Source organism: Paraburkholderia caribensis (assembly GCF_002902945.1).
GTDB lineage: Bacteria > Pseudomonadota > Gammaproteobacteria > Burkholderiales > Burkholderiaceae > Paraburkholderia > Paraburkholderia caribensis.
This window is the reverse complement of record NZ_CP026101.1, coordinates 3,041,480-3,056,766: the sequence shown is the minus strand read 5'-3', so window position 1 is coordinate 3,056,766 and position 15,287 is coordinate 3,041,480. Positions and strand designations below refer to the sequence as shown.

At 63.7% G+C, this 15,287-nt stretch carries 14 protein-coding genes; 4 read left to right on the top strand and 10 right to left on the bottom strand.

Annotation, left to right across the window (positions count from 1 at the left end):
- Positions 1 to 8: 8 nt before the first annotated feature.
- Positions 9 to 590, bottom strand: coding sequence for a Holliday junction branch migration protein RuvA (gene ruvA / locus C2L66_RS13485; protein WP_012401931.1), 582 nt, complete (start codon positions 588 to 590; stop codon positions 9 to 11).
- 162 nt (positions 591 to 752) lie between these two features.
- On the opposite strand from ruvA, the gene C2L66_RS13480 reads away from it, so the two are divergent.
- The gene (locus C2L66_RS13480) at positions 753 to 1,385 is read left to right on the top strand and encodes a LysE family translocator (RefSeq protein WP_054928951.1); all 633 of its coding nucleotides are present in this window, start codon (positions 753 to 755) and stop codon (positions 1,383 to 1,385) included.
- A 12-nt stretch (positions 1,386 to 1,397) separates the two neighbouring features.
- Here C2L66_RS13480 and ruvC read toward each other — a convergent pair whose 3' ends face one another.
- From ruvC to C2L66_RS13450, 6 genes are all read right to left on the bottom strand, one after another.
- The gene (gene ruvC, locus C2L66_RS13475; RefSeq protein WP_054928950.1) at positions 1,398 to 1,940 is read right to left on the bottom strand and encodes a crossover junction endodeoxyribonuclease RuvC; all 543 of its coding nucleotides are present in this window, start codon (positions 1,938 to 1,940) and stop codon (positions 1,398 to 1,400) included.
- 117 nt (positions 1,941 to 2,057) lie between these two features.
- Complete coding sequence (purH, locus tag C2L66_RS13470) at positions 2,058 to 3,623, bottom strand: bifunctional phosphoribosylaminoimidazolecarboxamide formyltransferase/IMP cyclohydrolase (RefSeq protein WP_060599688.1); 1,566 nt, start codon at positions 3,621 to 3,623, stop codon at positions 2,058 to 2,060.
- Between the two features lie 43 nt (positions 3,624 to 3,666).
- Positions 3,667 to 3,900, bottom strand: coding sequence for a Fis family transcriptional regulator (locus C2L66_RS13465; protein WP_007587477.1), 234 nt, complete (start codon positions 3,898 to 3,900; stop codon positions 3,667 to 3,669).
- Positions 3,897 to 4,961, bottom strand: coding sequence for a tRNA dihydrouridine synthase DusB (gene dusB, locus C2L66_RS13460; protein ID WP_060602463.1), 1,065 nt, complete (start codon positions 4,959 to 4,961; stop codon positions 3,897 to 3,899). The genes C2L66_RS13465 and dusB overlap by 4 nt, the downstream gene beginning before the upstream one ends.
- 204 nt (positions 4,962 to 5,165) lie before the next feature.
- Positions 5,166 to 6,383 (bottom strand): UbiH/UbiF/VisC/COQ6 family ubiquinone biosynthesis hydroxylase, encoded by a 1,218-nt coding sequence (locus C2L66_RS13455; protein ID WP_060599689.1) that lies wholly within the window; start codon positions 6,381 to 6,383, stop codon positions 5,166 to 5,168.
- A gap of 21 nt (positions 6,384 to 6,404) precedes the next feature.
- Positions 6,405 to 7,805 (bottom strand): aminopeptidase P N-terminal domain-containing protein, encoded by a 1,401-nt coding sequence (locus C2L66_RS13450; RefSeq protein WP_060602466.1) that lies wholly within the window; start codon positions 7,803 to 7,805, stop codon positions 6,405 to 6,407.
- Between the two features lie 381 nt (positions 7,806 to 8,186).
- Here C2L66_RS13450 and C2L66_RS13445 point away from each other — a divergent pair, with 381 nt between their 5' ends.
- Positions 8,187 to 8,795 carry a glutathione S-transferase N-terminal domain-containing protein gene (locus C2L66_RS13445; protein ID WP_060599690.1) on the top strand — a complete coding sequence of 203 codons (609 nt, stop codon included), beginning with the start codon at positions 8,187 to 8,189 and terminating at the stop codon, positions 8,793 to 8,795.
- 16 nt (positions 8,796 to 8,811) lie between these two features.
- Here C2L66_RS13445 and C2L66_RS40640 read toward each other — a convergent pair whose 3' ends face one another.
- Entirely contained in the window at positions 8,812 to 9,060 is a 249-nt protein-coding gene (locus C2L66_RS40640; RefSeq protein ID WP_148654554.1) for a hypothetical protein, read from the bottom strand.
- Between C2L66_RS40640 and loiP the strand changes: the two genes are divergently transcribed.
- Complete coding sequence (gene loiP / locus C2L66_RS13440; protein ID WP_054928946.1) at positions 9,059 to 9,814, top strand: metalloprotease LoiP; 756 nt, start codon at positions 9,059 to 9,061, stop codon at positions 9,812 to 9,814. The two genes, C2L66_RS40640 and loiP, sit on opposite strands and share 2 nt — an antisense overlap.
- 237 nt (positions 9,815 to 10,051) lie before the next feature.
- Positions 10,052 to 11,473 (top strand): IS66 family transposase, encoded by a 1,422-nt coding sequence (gene tnpC / locus C2L66_RS13435; RefSeq protein WP_060599691.1) that lies wholly within the window; start codon positions 10,052 to 10,054, stop codon positions 11,471 to 11,473.
- Between the two features lie 740 nt (positions 11,474 to 12,213).
- Here tnpC and C2L66_RS13430 read toward each other — a convergent pair.
- On the bottom strand, positions 12,214 to 13,824 hold the full coding sequence (locus tag C2L66_RS13430; RefSeq protein WP_060599692.1) for an FMN-binding glutamate synthase family protein: 1,611 nt from the start codon (positions 13,822 to 13,824) through the stop codon (positions 12,214 to 12,216).
- A 297-nt stretch (positions 13,825 to 14,121) separates the two neighbouring features.
- Entirely contained in the window at positions 14,122 to 15,273 is a 1,152-nt protein-coding gene (gene mnmA, locus C2L66_RS13425) for a tRNA 2-thiouridine(34) synthase MnmA (protein WP_054928944.1), read from the bottom strand.
- Positions 15,274 to 15,287: the final 14 nt, after the last annotated feature.

Sequence of the window (15,287 nt, the reverse complement as noted above, 5' to 3'; positions counted from 1 at the left end):
AAGCGCGGTCAGGCCTTCGACAGCGCCTTCAGCGCGAGCTTGATGCCTTCGGAAACGCCCGTGCCCGCCGGCACGTTCTTGATGGCAGCCAGGCCTTCTTTTTCGGAGTATCCCAATGCCAGCAACGCATTCAGGATGTCGGACGCGTGATCGGACTGCGACGCCGCGCCCGCCATCGCGCCAAGATCGGCGCCGAGCTTGCCCTTCAGTTCGAGCAGGAGCCGCTCCGCCGTCTTCTTGCCGATGCCCGGCACGCGCGTAAGGCGCGCGGCGTCCTGCATCGTCACCGTCTGCGACAGTTCCTGCACGCTCATGCCGGACAGCACGGCAAGCGCCATGCGCGCGCCGATGCCCGTGATCTTTAACAACTCGCGAAACGTCGAACGCTCTTGCGGCGTCAGAAAGCCGTACAGCAGGTGGGCGTCCTCGCGCACGATCATCTGCGTGAGGAGCACGACTTTCTCGCCGGTGCCGGGCAGGTTGTAGAAGGTGCTCATCGGCACATCGACTTCATAGCCGACGCCGTTGCAATCGATCAGAAGGTGAGGCGGATTCTTTTCCAGCAGGACGCCGGCGATGCGACCGATCATGGCGGGTTCTATCGAGAGAGAAAGCGCGAGTGTAGCGCAGCGTAGCGGGCTTTCGTGCGCCGCTTCTGACGAAGCAGGGGAGCGGCCGATTGACCCAGCCGCCTCTGGTTCTTAAACTGAGATCCCTTTTGGACGTGCGTAACAAACCAAAAGGGGTCTTCGATGCTCAGTCTCACCACGCTCGCGCTGTTCTCAGGCGCGTGTCTCGCGCTTACCGCCACGCCCGGTCCCGATATGTTGCTGATTGCCTCACGCAGCGTGAGTCAGGGAAGGGCCGCGGGTTTTGCGTCGCTCGCCGGGATTCTGGTCGGCACGTATTGCCATGCGCTTGCCGCCGCGTTCGGCCTGTCACAGCTCTTTCTCGCCGCCCCGATGGCCTACGACGTCGTGCGCTTCACGGGCGCGGCCTATCTGCTCTTTCTCGCGTGGAAGACGTTTCGCTCGGAGGGCACCATGCTGGCGCCCGATGCGTCGATGCGCCGTTATCCCGTCGGCAGAATTTTCAGGCAAGGGTTGTTCACGAACCTGCTCAATCCAAAGGTTGCGCTGTTCGTGCTGGCATTGTTCCCGCAGTTCGTGAAACCCGAGGCGGGCTCGGTCGCCGTGCAGATCATGCTGCTTGCCACCGTGCTCAATGTGATCGGCTTCTTCGTGAATGGCAGCGTGATTCTGCTTGCCAGCCGGCTGAGCCGGAAACTGACCGGCGGCAAGCGCCCTTCGCGCTGGCCGCAGTATTTGCTCGGCTCGGTGTTCGCAGGGCTGGCATGCCGGCTGGCACTGGCGGGGCAGCGCTGACGCTAAGGGCGTCTAGCCGATCAGCCGCCCGCGCCGTACCCGCAAGCCTTTCTTCGCGAGCGCCGGCGCGATGCCGCCCAGTGTGCTCAACGTGCCGCCGCCGTGCGCGTGGCAGATCGCCATGCCGAGCGCATCGGCGGCGTCGGTGGACGGGATGCCCGACAGGCACAACAGCCGCACGACCATCTGCTGCATCTGTTCCTTGGTAGCGCGCCCGTAGCCGACCACGGCCTGCTTCAACTGCAACGCGGTGTACTCGGCAACCGGTACGCCGCCCGCGACCAGCCCGCAAATCGCGGCGCCGCGCGCCTGGCCCAGCAGCAGCGTCGATTGCGGATTGACGTTCACGAACACCTTTTCGATTGCGGACTGGTCCGGCGCATGTTGGCGGATCAGCGTGGAGATGCCCTCGAAAATGGTGCCCAGGCGTGTCGGCAGATCGGCATCGGCGGTCTTGATGACGCCGCTCGTCACGTAAGTCAGCTGGTGGCCGGACTGATCGATCACGCCGAAACCGGTGACGCGCAAGCCTGGGTCGATGCCGAGAATTCTCATAGGTGCCGTGCTTATTCAGTGCCTGCGATACTACAACGGCACAACGTCAAACGCGAAATGCAAAACGGCCCGGCAGTCGCAACCGCCGGGCCGTTTCAGAAGAAGCAGGTTAGCCGATCAGTGGCGGAAGTGGCGCACGCCCGTCACGACCATCGCGATGTTGTGCTCGTCGGCGGCGGCGATTACTTCGTCGTCGCGCATCGAGCCGCCGGGCTGGATCACGCAGGTCGCGCCCGCGTTGACGACCACGTCGAGACCGTCGCGGAACGGGAAGAACGCGTCCGACGCCACAGCCGTGCCCGACAGCGTCAGGCCCGCGTTCTGCGCCTTGATGCTCGCGATGCGCGCCGAATCCACGCGGCTCATCTGGCCCGCGCCGACGCCCATCGTCATGCCGTTCGCGCAGAATACGATCGCGTTCGACTTCACGAACTTCGCGACGCGCCATGCGAACAGCAGGTCGTCCATCTCCTTCGGCGTCGGATGGCGCTTCGTGACGACGCGCAGCTCGTGCGGCTGCACGTTCTTCGCATCGAGCGATTGCACGAGCAGACCGCCGCCCACGCGCTTCAGATCGAATGCGTTATGGCCATCGCCCAGTGCGATTTCGAGCAGACGCACGTTCTGCTTGGCCGCGAACACCTGCTTGGCCGCGTCGCTGAACGACGGCGCGATCAGCACTTCGACGAACTGCTTCGCAACAGCCTGCGCCGCCGTCTCATCCACTTCGCGATTGAATGCGATGATGCCGCCGAATGCCGAGGTCGGGTCAGTCTGGAACGCCTTCGAATACGCTTCGTGCGGGTTCGCGCCGACGGCCACGCCGCACGGGTTTGCGTGCTTGATGATGACGCATGCAGGCGCGTCGAACGTCTTCACGCATTCCCACGCCGCGTCCGAATCGGCGATGTTGTTGTACGACAGTTCCTTGCCCTGCAACTGGCGATAGTTCGCGAGCGCGCCGGCCGGCACCGCGATGTCGCGATAGAACGCGGCGCTCTGATGCGGGTTCTCGCCGTAGCGCAGGTCCTGCACCTTGTCGAACGCCATGTTCAACGTGGCCGGGTAGGTGTTGCGATCGCGGTGCTGCAGTTCTTCCGTGAGGCTCGTCAGGTAGTTCGTGATCGCGCCGTCGTACTGCGCGGTGTGCGCGAACACCTTGGTCGCCAGGCGGAAGTTGGTCTTGTAGCCGACCGTGTTGCCGTTCGCGCGCATTTCTTCGAGCACGGCCGCGTAGTCAGCCGGGTCGACCACGACGGTCACGTCGCGATGATTCTTCGCTGCCGAACGCAGCATGGTCGGGCCGCCGATATCGATGTTCTCGATCGCGTCTTCCAGCGAGCATTCTTCCTTCGAGATCGTCTGCACGAACGGGTACAGGTTCACGACGAGCAGGTCGATGGTCGGGATGTCGTGCTTTTCGAGCGCCGCCATATGCTCGGGCAGATCGCGGCGGGCGAGGATGCCGCCGTGTACCTTCGGGTGCAGCGTCTTCACGCGCCCATCCAGCATTTCCGGAAAGCCCGTGTAGTCGGCCACTTCGGTAACGGGAAGGCCGGCGTCCGCGAGAAGTTTCGCGGTGCCGCCCGTCGACAGGATCTTGACGCCGAGGTCGGACAGCGATTTCGCGAAATCGACGATGCCGGACTTGTCGGAAACGGAGATGAGCGCTTGCTTGATCATGATGAGAACAAAAGCCGATGAAAGGCGTGGCAGGGCGCCGAAACTACAGCAGGCCGTGCTGTTGCAGTTTCTTGCGCAGCGTATTGCGGTTGATGCCGAGATACTCGGCTGCCAGCGACTGATTGCCGCCGGCCTGCTCGAGCACCACCTCGAGCAACGGTTTTTCTACGCACGAAATCACCATGTCGTAGACGTCGTGCGGATTGGAGCCGTCGAGATCCTGGAAGTACATCCCCAGGCTATCGCGGACACATTGTTCGATATTGTGCTTGCTCATGCTGCTAGTCGGTCGGTTTGGTCCTGCTCACCGTTGTTGTTGACTTCGTTGTCGACGTACACGAGGCGGTCCGAAATCGCCTTTTGCGCGTCGAAGAATTCATTGACGGCGAGCAGTTGTTCGCGCGTCGTGTCCAGCGTATTCATACGATGGCGGAACACGTTGGCGCCAGAAAGGCCGCGAGTGTACCAGCCGATGTGCTTGCGCGCAGTGCGAACGCCCGTAAATTCGCCGTAGAACGCGTAGTGATCTTCCAGGTGCTCGTTCATCACCTGCTGGATCTCGTCGATGCGCGGCGCTTCCATCAGCTCGCCCGTCAGCAGGAAATGTTCGATCTCGCGAAACAGCCACGGCCGCCCCTGTGCCGCGCGGCCGATCATGATCGCGTCCGCGCCCGTCGCCGCAAGGACTTCACGTGCCTTGTGCGGCGACGTAATGTCGCCGTTCGCCACCACGGGAATGTTCACCGAGGCCTTCACAGCGGCAATCGTTTCGTACTCCGCTTCGCCGTGATACAGGTCGGCGCGGGTGCGGCCATGCACCGTCAGCATCGAAATGCCGGCGTTTTCGGCCAGACGCGCGATGGTCAACGCATTCTTGTTGTCACGGTCCCAGCCGGTGCGGATTTTCAGCGTGACGGGCACGGCATCGGGCCCGACGCCCACGGCATTCACCACGGCTTCGACGATCCGCTGCACGAGCGGCTCATTCTGCAAAAGCGCCGAACCGGCCGCGACGTTGCAGACCTTCTTGGCCGGGCAGCCCATGTTGATGTCGATGATCTGCGCGCCGTTCGCGACGTTGTAGCGCGCGGCCTCGGCCATCATCTGCGGGTCGGCGCCCGCGATCTGCACCGCGATCGGCTCGACCTCGCCCGTGTGATTGGCGCGGCGCATCGTCTTTTCGCTCTTCCACAACTGCGCGTTCGACGCCACCATCTCCGACACCGCATAGCCCGCACCCATGCGCTTGCAGAGCTGGCGGAACGGCCGGTCGGTGACGCCTGCCATCGGGGCGACGAACAGGTTGTTACGCAGAGTGTGGGAGCCGAGAGTGGGCATGGCGAACATCGGCGGCGAGCGTAGGGTGCGCCAGGATCATGAAAATCGCGCACCGCACATACCGCAAAATACGAGGGAAAACCGCTATTTTAGCGTTAACACGCTGACCCAGATCGAACCGCGTCTGAGGTAACTCATTAAATCTTCTATGAAAGTGGCCGCGCTCATAGAACGGCGGCCACTTTGACGCGATGTCGCGACGCGCTAGCGGCGTTGGCCGAACATCATCTGGCGCGCGAGCGCGGTCTTGACGGGCGGCACGAATTCCAGCGCGGTGAGGGCGAGACCGCGCAGCGCCGCGAGCGGCGGAAAGTCGATCGTGAAGAGACGCGCAAGTGTGTCGGTTGCGCCAATCGTCATACGGCGGTCGAGCGCGCGGCGCTGCGCGAACGCGATCAGCGCGGTACGCGTCGCGCCGTAATGCGAGAGCGCGTCGGCGAGCGCGTGCGCGTCCCGCAAGCCGAGATTCAGCCCCTGGCCGGCGACGGGGTGCAGCGTCTGCGCCGCATTGCCGATTGCGACGACGTTGCCCTTGACGAGCGTATCGACGGTATTCAGCCCGAGCGGGAACGCCGCGCGTCCCTTGATCTGCACGAAACGGCCCATCCGGTCGCCGAACTCGGCACCGAGTTCGCGCAGAAACGCTTCGTCCGGCAATTGCGCGCGGCGCGCCGCTTGCTCCGGCGCGCAGCACCAGACCAGCGCGTAGTCAGCGCCGCGCACGCCGCCCGTCGGCAGCAGCGCAATCGGACCTTGCGGCGTGAAGCGCTCCCACGCGACATGCGGCTGCGGCGACGACAGCGTCACAGTGCCGACCAGCGCGGTTTGCCCGTAGTCGCGCGTTTCGCCCGAACCCGCCTGCTGTTCGCCGAACAGGCCGCCTTCGGCGTTCACCAGAATGCGCGTGCGCAGCGTGCGCGTGACGTGCGCGCTTTCGATGGGCAGCAGCACGCCGTCGTCTTCGAGTTGCTGCGGCGCCTGCGCTTTCGTCGATTTGAACCAGTGGACGGGCGTCGAGCGCACGGTCCCGGCGAGCGCGTGGACGATCGACCCATAACGCAGCACGTAGCCGAGCGCGGGCAGGCCGTGCTCCGAGTGATCGATCAGCGTGCGCCCGAAATGGCCGCGCTGCGAGACGTGAATGCGCTGGATCGCGGTCGCATCGGACGGCCAGGCGAGCGGCTCGAGAATCATCCGGCTGCCGTGCGATACAGCGATCGCGCGCGGATCGGCAACCGAATCTTCCGGCTCGCGCGCGTCGATCAGTGCCACGCTCAGCTTTTGCGTCGCGCTGCGCCGCGCGAGCCAAGCCGCGAGGGCAAGACCGACCGGCCCCGCGCCGACGATCGTCACGTCGTAGTCGTAGGGCGGGTCGCTCGACGGGAGGGCGGGCGCGTTGGCCGCCTGGTGGACTTCGCTCATCTTCTTGTCTGTTCCTTGCGCTCAGGCCGCGCCGGCCTTCTGCGCGGGTTGCGCGTGCTGCATCAGCGCTTCGATTTCGTCTGCGTCGACGGGTACGTCGCGCGTGATCAGCTCGCAGCCGGTGGCTGTGACGATCGCGTCGTCCTCGATGCGGATGCCGATGTTCCAGTACTTTTCGGGTACGTCATCAGCGGCGCGGATATAAAGGCCCGGCTCGATGGTCAGCGTCATGCCGGGCTTCAGCGTGCGCCAGGGCAGCGCGCCGGTTTCGTCGGCGGGCGCGCCGCGCTCGCGATAGTCGCCCACGTCGTGGACGTCCATGCCGAGCCAATGCCCCGTGCGATGCATGTAGAAACGCGCATACGCTCGCTCGTCGACCACCTCGTCGACGCCCGCGAACAGATCGCGACTGAGAATGCCCGTGTCGAGCAGTCCTTGCGCGAGCACGCGCACGGCGGCCTGATGCGGCGCGTCGAAGGTCGCGCCCGGTTTGGTCGCGTCGATCGCAGCCTGCTGTGCCGCCAGTACGATGTCGTAGAGCTCGCGCTGCGCGGGCGTGAAGCGGCCGCTTGCGGGGAAGGTGCGCGTGATGTCGGAGGCGTAGCCGTCGAGCTCGCACGCGGCGTCGATCAGGATCAGATCGCCGTCCTGCGCGGCTGCGTTGCCGGCCGGGTAATGCAGCACGCACGCGTTCGCGCCCGCGGCCACGATCGAGCCATACGCCGGCGCCTGCGCGCCGTGCTTGCGGAACGTGTACAGCAGTTCGGCTTCGAGTTCGTATTCGCGCACGCCGGGGCGGCATGCTGCCATCGCCTGCCGGTGCGCCTGCGCGGAGATCGCGGCGGCGCGGCGCATGATCGCGAGTTCGTGGTCGTCCTTCACGAGGCGCATTTCGTCGAGCAGCGGCATCAGATCATGCACCGCCGACGGCGCGAGCACGCCGCTTCTGCCTTGCATGCGCACCGCGTCGAGCCACTGGCGCACCTTGCCGTCGAACTGTTCGGATGCGCCGAGCGCGTAGTGCAGCGCCGGCTTGTCGGCGATGATGCGCGGCAACTGCGTGTCGATCTCTTCGAAGGCGAAGGCCGCGTCGAAGCCGAAGGCTTCGCGCGCGCCTTCGGGGCCGAAGCGGAAGCCTTCCCACGTCTCGCGCTCCGCGTTCTTCGCGCGGCAGAACAGGATCGCCGCAGGCTCGTCCTGCTTCGCGCTCGCGTCGAGCACGAGCATCGCTTCCGGTTCGGTGAAGCCCGTCAGATAGTAGAAATAGCTGTCGTGCCGGTACGGATAATCGGCGTCGCGGTTGCGCAGCACTTCGGGCGCGGTCGGGACGATTGCGACGCCGCCGCCCGTGACGCGCAGCGCATCGAGTACGCGCGCGCGGCGCTGACGGTAGATATCGGTTGCCGGAGTCAGATCGGTCATGAGTGCGGTCGGCGGTTCATCGTGCGTGGTGGAGGGCGGCGCCGCGGGCAAGGCCGGTCGCCGCGCGGCAATGTTGCGATTGTATCGCCCAACGGGAAACGCTTCCGGGTCGCCCGTGGCCGCGCGCGGCGGGCAATCCGGCGGCGCATGGAATCGCCTGACGCGGGTCGGGATACACGCGGGGCGCTTCGGCGAACGCGTCGTGCGACGCCTTGGCTATCAGGCCAGGTAGACGGCCCCGCGCCTGCCCGGCATTGTTGCAATCTGTCAACAACCCGGCGCGCCGGCGGGGCGAAGCGCGGCGCGCAGCGCACGGAAAAGCTTCCGGCGCCCGCCGGCGCACTTATACTTTCGCCCAATTTCAATCCAAGGCAGGATGTAATGAAACTCATCGGTTCGCTGTCGAGCCCATTTGTCCGCAAGGCGCGGATCGTGCTCGCCGAAAAGAAAATCGACTACAAGCTCGAACTCGAAAACGTCTGGGCCGACGACACGGCCATCCACGAGTACAACCCGATCGGCAAGGTGCCGTGTCTCGTGATGGAAGACGGCGCGGCCGTGTTCGATTCGCGCGTCATCTGCGAGTACGTCGACACGCTGTCGCCCGTGTGCAAGCTCGTGCCGCAGTCGGGCCGCGAGCGGGTCGAAGTGCGCTGCTGGGAAGCGCTGGCGGACGGCATCATGGACGCCGCCGTGCTGATCCGCCTCGAAGGCGTGCTGCGTGAAGAAGCGCATCGCAGCGAATCGTGGGTCGCGCGTCAACGTCACAAGATCGACGACGGCCTGATCGCGATGGCGCAAGGTCTTGCCGCGAAAGCCTGGTGCGCGGGCAATCACTACACGCTCGCCGACGTGGCCGTCGGCTGTGCGCTGGGCTATCTGGACTTCCGCATGCCGCAACTCGACTGGCGCGAGCAGCATCCGAATCTCGACAAGCACCATCAGAAGCTGTCGCAGCGTCAGTCGTTCATCGACACCGTTTTGACCTGATCCGCGCCTGCCCGATTCACCGCGCATCGACGCGCTGTTCGAGCGTCGCTTCGGCAGGATGAAGAGTTAGCGAAGCTTTCATTTTCCGCGAAAATACCTTTCGATATGTTAAAAAAGCGCTTGCCTGTCGCGGGCGCTTTTTCTTTGGGCGTCCGTCCGGATGAAACCGCTGCGGCGTGTTCGTTCGCGTTTGTTTGCGGTATCCGGCGGGGCGCTCGTGCTCTCGCACGACTATCCATAACATCATCACAGGGACGTTCGTCATGAAAACGATCCGCGTTGCTCTTGCTGCTGCCGCGTGTGCTGTGCTTGCCGCCTGTTCGGGGATGAGCCTTGATCCCAACACCCTTGTTCAGTCCGGCACGCAGGCCGTGCAGGCTGCATCGCTGACGGACACCGACGTGCGCACGCTGTCCGACAAGTCGTGCGCGCAGCTTGACGCGGAAAACAAGATTGCGCCGGCGAGCAGCCCGTACACGAAGCGCCTGAACAAGATCGCGGCGCAGCTCGGCGACAACATCAATGGCGTGCCCGTCAACTACAAGGTTTACCTCACGAAGGACGTCAACGCGTGGGCGATGGCGAACGGCTGCGTGCGCGTCTATAGCGGCCTGATGGACATGATGACGGACGACGAGGTGCGCGGCGTCGTCGGTCACGAGATGGGTCACGTTGCGCTTGGTCACACGAAGAAGGCGATGCAGGTGGCGTATGCGACGTCGGCGCTGCGGTCGGTGGCATCGTCGACGGGCGGCGTTACGGCCGCGATCTCGTCGTCGCAGCTTGGGGATTTTTCCGAGAAGCTGATTAATGCGCAGTTCTCGCAATCGCAGGAAACGGCGGCGGACGATTATTCGTTCGATATCCAGAAGAAGAAAGGGCAGGACCCGGCTGGGCTCGTCACTGCGTTCAATAAGCTGGCCAAGCTTGATGGCGGGAAGTCGAGTATGTTGAGTTCGCATCCGGCGTCGGCGGCGCGAGCGCAGCATATTGAGCAGCGGATCGCTGCGAATAAGTAGGGTTTTTTTGCGGCGCGGGCTTCGGGGCGGTGTGGTTGGTTTTGCGCTGGCATCCGCGATTTGCCTTTGCTTTCGGTGGCGTCCGTGATTTGCTTTCGCTTTCGCTTTCGCTGGCATCCGCGATGCGTTAGCGCGCTTCAGGCGTCGCCCCTGTGCGGGGCGGCACCTACTTTTCTTTGCCGCCGCGTAACTATTCAGCGCTTGTAAACTGCTACCAGGATGTGCATAGTGAGGGGCATGACGAAGATGCCCGACATCAAGGAGCTGACACCGGAGCAGAAGGACGCACTTATCATTGATCTGGTGAGGCGTCTGAACGAGCTCGAGGCAAAGCTTGAGAAGGACAGTCATAACTCCAGCAAGCCGCCGTCAAGCGATGGTCCGAAGCGCAAGCCAAAGTCATTGCGTAACACGAGCGACGCCAGGCCGGGCGCCCAACCGGGGCACAAAGGCAAGACGCTCAAACGCGTCGCGCAAGCCGATCACATCGAGATTCACCCGGTGGCGCGGGTATGCGATAAATGTGGCAACCGCATCGCGGCAGCCAGCGTGGCCGTGTTGCCCGAAGGCCGCCAGGTGATTGATCTGCCGCCCACGCGCTTTGAGGTGACTGAACATCGCGTGCAGATCGCACAGTGCCGCTGCTGCGGCAAGCAGCATTCGGGGGCATTTCCCAAGGGCGTGAGCCAGGCGGTTCAGTACGGCCCCCAGATTCGCGCCGCAGCCGTCTATCTGACGCAATACCAGCAGTTGCCGGTTGCGCGCACCGCCCAGGCGCTGGAAGACCTGTTCGGTTTGCATGTGAGTACGGGAACCGTCCAGCACAGTATTGATCAGGCCGCGCAGTTACTGGCGCCGTGCGTTGATCAGATCCAGCAGGCGCTACGCGGGCAACCCGTCGTGCATTTCGATGAGAGCTGCATGCGCGTGGGGCGTGAGTCCCACTGGCTGCATGTCGCCTCGACGCACGCGTTGAGCTGGTATGGCGCGCACAGCAAGCGCGGCAGTCAGGCGCTGGACAGCTTCGGCATTCTCCCCGGCTTTACGGGAGTCGCGGTCCATGACGGCTGGCGGCCGTATGCCGGCTATGAGTGTGAGCATGCGCTGTGCAATGCCCATCATCTGCGTGAACTGGTGTTCGTCCTGGAGTCCACGCAGCAACCCTGGGCACAGCAGATGATTGACCTGCTTCGCCAGGCAAAGCGCGAGGTCGAACTCAGTCGGGCTTCAGGAAACAACATGCTGAGCCCGGCGCGCCAACGCTATTACACACGGCGCAGCCGCGCCCTGATCGCCCGGGCGCGCAAGCTCAATCCACAGCAGGCGCGTGAGCCCTTGCGCCAGGAACGTCGCGGCAGGATCAGGCAAAGCTTTGCCTGCAACCTGCTCACACGGCTTCACAAGTATGCCGATGAGGTGTGGCGCTTCATTGCCGATCACCGCGTACCGTTCGACAACAATCAGGCCGAACGCGATATCCGCATGCCCAAACTCAAACAGAAGATTTCCGGGTGCTTCCGCTCGGAATCGGGCATGGAGGCGTTCTGCACGATCCGCTCCTACCTTGCCACCTTACGCAAGCAGAACCGTTCGCTGATCAACGCGCTGGCGTTAGGCTTTGCCGGATTCGTCGTTTCACCTCTGGTTACCGCTGAATAGTTACGCCGCCGCAAAGAAAAGTAGGCAAAAGAAAGCGGCTCACACCGCCAATTCTTGACGTTTGCCCACGGGCCCCCAACGGCCCCATCCTTCACACGCCAGCGCCCGCGGTTGCTGCCCGTTGCCAACGCTTCGAATGAACGCCTCACCCGCTTCAATTACCCGCACTCGTGCAGTCGGCAGCGAATGGTATGTGCCGCCCAGGTGGCAAACTGTGTGTAGGTTGTCGCGTCGTATAGGGTAGCGCTCTTACAGGGTGGAACGCATGCGCTATCGGTCTGGAGTGAAGCGTGTGGAGTGCCGAGGGCCTACACACAGTTTGCCACCTGGGCGGCGGAGGACTGTCTGGCGCGGCGTGTTGTGACGCGGGAGCGTGAAGCGGGTGAGGCGCAGGGAGAGAGCGTTGGCAACGCAGGTGAACAGGTGCGTTGCCGTGCGAAGGGCGGGGCCGTTGGGGGCCCGTGGGCAGAAGTCAAGCGCTGGCGGTGTGAGCCGCTTTCTTTTGCCTACTTTTCTTTGCGGCGGCAAAGAAAAGTAGGTGCCGCCCCGCACAGGGGCGACGTGTGAAGTGCGATAACAATTCGCGGATGCCAGCGAAAGCAAAGGCAAACCGCGGATGCCAGCAAAAACACAGGGCAAACAACCCAGCATCGCACACGACCAAAAGCAAGCCCCGCTCAGGGGCAAGCAACACTAGCAAACCAGAACCGCATCACGGATGCCCGCCAAAACCCCCAGCGTCACGCAACACCCACCTCGAGTTCCGGCGCAAACGAATCACTCCGCGCCACGGGCCACCATTTCTCATACAACGTATACCGATACTGCCCAACCAGCAGATCACCCGGTTCAAGATACTTCAGCAAATCCGACATCAGCCGCACTTCATACGACGACACCCGCCGCACGATATGATGCGCCCGCAGATCCGCCGGATGGCGCAAACCCGCGGCCTGGATGATCTCCTGCAGCGCATGCAGCGTGTTGTGATGGAAGTTGAACACGCGGTCCGATTTGTCGGTGACGATCAGCGCGCGCTGGCGCACCGGGTCCTGCGTCGCGACACCCGTCGGGCAGCGGCCCGTATGACACGTCTGCGCCTGAATACACCCCACCGCGAACATGAAGCCGCGCGCCGCGTTCACCCAGTCGGCGCCGATCGCCAGCGTCTTCGCGATATCGAAAGCCGTGATCATCTTGCCGCTCGCGCCAATGCGGATCTTGTCGCGCAGCCCGATACCGACCAGCGTGTTGTGCACGAGCAGCAGCCCTTCTTGCAGCGGCACGCCGATGTGATCGGTGAATTCGAGCGGCGCCGCGCCCGTCCCGCCTTCCGCGCCGTCCACGACGATAAAGTCCGGCAAAATGCCCGTTTCCAGCATCGCCTTGGCGATACCGAAGAATTCCCACGGATGCCCGATGCACAGCTTGAAGCCCGTCGGCTTGCCGCCCGACAGGTTGCGCAGACGCTCGACGAATTCGAGCAGCTCACGCGGTGTCGAGAATTCCGAATGCGTGGCGGGCGAGATGCAGTCGCGGCCCATCGGCACGCCGCGCGTTTCGGAAATTTCCGGTGTGATCTTTGCGGCGGGCAGCACGCCGCCGTGACCTGGCTTCGCGCCTTGCGACAGCTTCACCTCGATCATCTTCACTTGCGGCTCGCTCGCCTGCTTCGCAAACTTGTCGGCGTTGAACGTGCCGTCGTCGTTGCGGCAGCCGAAGTAGCCCGACGCTATTTCCCAGATGATGTCGCCGCCATGCTCGCGGTGATACTTCGACATCGAGCCTTCTCCCGTGTCGTGCGCGAAGTTGCCTTTCTTCGCGCCGAGGTTCAGCGCCAGAATCGCGTTCGCGGACAGCGAGCCGAAGCTCATCGCGGAGATGTTGAAGATCGACATCGAATACGGCTGCGCGCGGTTCGCCCCGACGACGACGCGAAAGTCGTGGCCGTCGAGCCTGGTCGGCACGAGCGAATGGCTGATGAATTCATGGCCCGTCGCCTTCACGTCGATTTCGGTGCCGTAGGGCCGGCTGTCCACTTCGTTCTTCGCGCGCTGATAAACGATGCTGCGCTGCGCGCGCGAGAAGGGCTTTTCTTCCGTGTCGTCTTCGACGAAATACTGGCGGATCTCCGGCCGGATGAACTCGAACAGGAAACGGAAGTGGCCCCACAGCGGATAGTTGCGCAGGATCGCGTGGCGCTCCTGCGTCAGATCGTAAGCGCCGAGCACGACCAGCAGCACAGGCACGATGACCCACAGCCATGCGATGTGACCGGTTGCCGCGAGCGCAGCGCAGGCCGCGAGCAGCAGGATGGCACCCCACATCGCCAGATAACGTCGAGAAAACATGACAACTCCATTGCGGTGAATTCATCGCAGCGGAAGCATCCGGCGCAGCGGGCGTCGGCGTCTTCTCGTGAAAACAGCGGACGTCCGTGGGGATGGATCGCGCTGCGAAACGGTACAGCGGGTTGTTCTTGCCCAGTTAACGGCGCGTTCCACGGAACATGAAGCGAATCGTCAGCGCGCTGAAACGCGGGCGGCAGGACAACCGTCGCCCGGAAGATACAACGAAGCGGGAATCGGTGCAGCGATGTCGGCGGGAAAGGCTTGCGGAACGTGTCCGCGAGCCTTTCCTGGCAAGGCTCAGCGTGCCGTCAGCAGCGCCGCTTTCTGAGGCTGGCGGACGACCGGCTGCGCGGTGGCCGCGTGCTCGATGATGCCGCCGCCAAGGCACACGTCGCCATCGTAGAGCACGGCCGATTGCCCCGGCGTGACAGCCCACTGAGCGTCGGCGAAATGAAGGGAAAAGAGCGCGTTCGGGTCGGCGCCATCGGCAGCGCCGAACGTGCATGCCGCATCGGCCTGGCGATAACGCGTCTTCGCCGCGCACGCGTGGCCTTCCTCGGGCGCGTGGCCCGCGACCCAGCTCGTATTGCCCGCCGTCAGCGTATGGCTCAGCAGCCACGGGTGATCGTGGCCCTGCGCGACATACAGCGTGTTCGACGCGATGTCCTTGCCCGCGACGAACCACGGCTCGCCACTGCCTTCCTTGCTGCCGCCAAGGCCGATGCCCTTGCGCTGCCCGAACGTATAAAACGCGAGGCCGATGTGCTCGCCGACCGTCTTGCCCTCGGTGGTTTTCATCGGGCCGGGTTTGGTGGGCAGATAGCGGTTCAGGAAGTCGCGGAAGGGCCGTTCGCCGATAAAGCAGATGCCCGTCGAGTCTTTCTTCTTCGCGTTCGGCAGGCCGATCTGTTCGGCGATTTCGCGCACTTTGGTTTTGGGGATTTCGCCGAGCGGAAACAGCGTCTTCGACAGCTGCGCCTGATTCAGGCGATGCAGGAAGTACGACTGGTCCTTCGTGTGGTCGAACGCCTTGAGCAGCTCGAAACGCCCGTCGATCTCCCGCACGCGCGCGTAGTGGCCCGTCGCGATGGTCTCCGCGCCGAGCGACATCGCGTGATCGAGGAAGGCCTTGAACTTGATCTCTGCATTGCACAGCACGTCCGGGTTCGGCGTGCGGCCGGCCGAATACTCGCGCAGGAATTCGGCGAATACGCGGTCCTTGTATTCGGCCGCGAAGTTCACCGCTTCGACGTCGATGCCGATCAGGTCCGCGACCGACACGACGTCGATCCAGTCCTGACGCGTCGAACAGTATTCGCTGTCGTCGTCGTCTTCCCAGTTCTTCATGAACAGGCCGACCACGTCGTAACCCTGTTCCTTTAGCAGCCATGCCGTCACGGACGAATCGACGCCGCCCGACATGCCTACCACCACTTTCTGTTTGCTCATGTGAATCTGCCTGA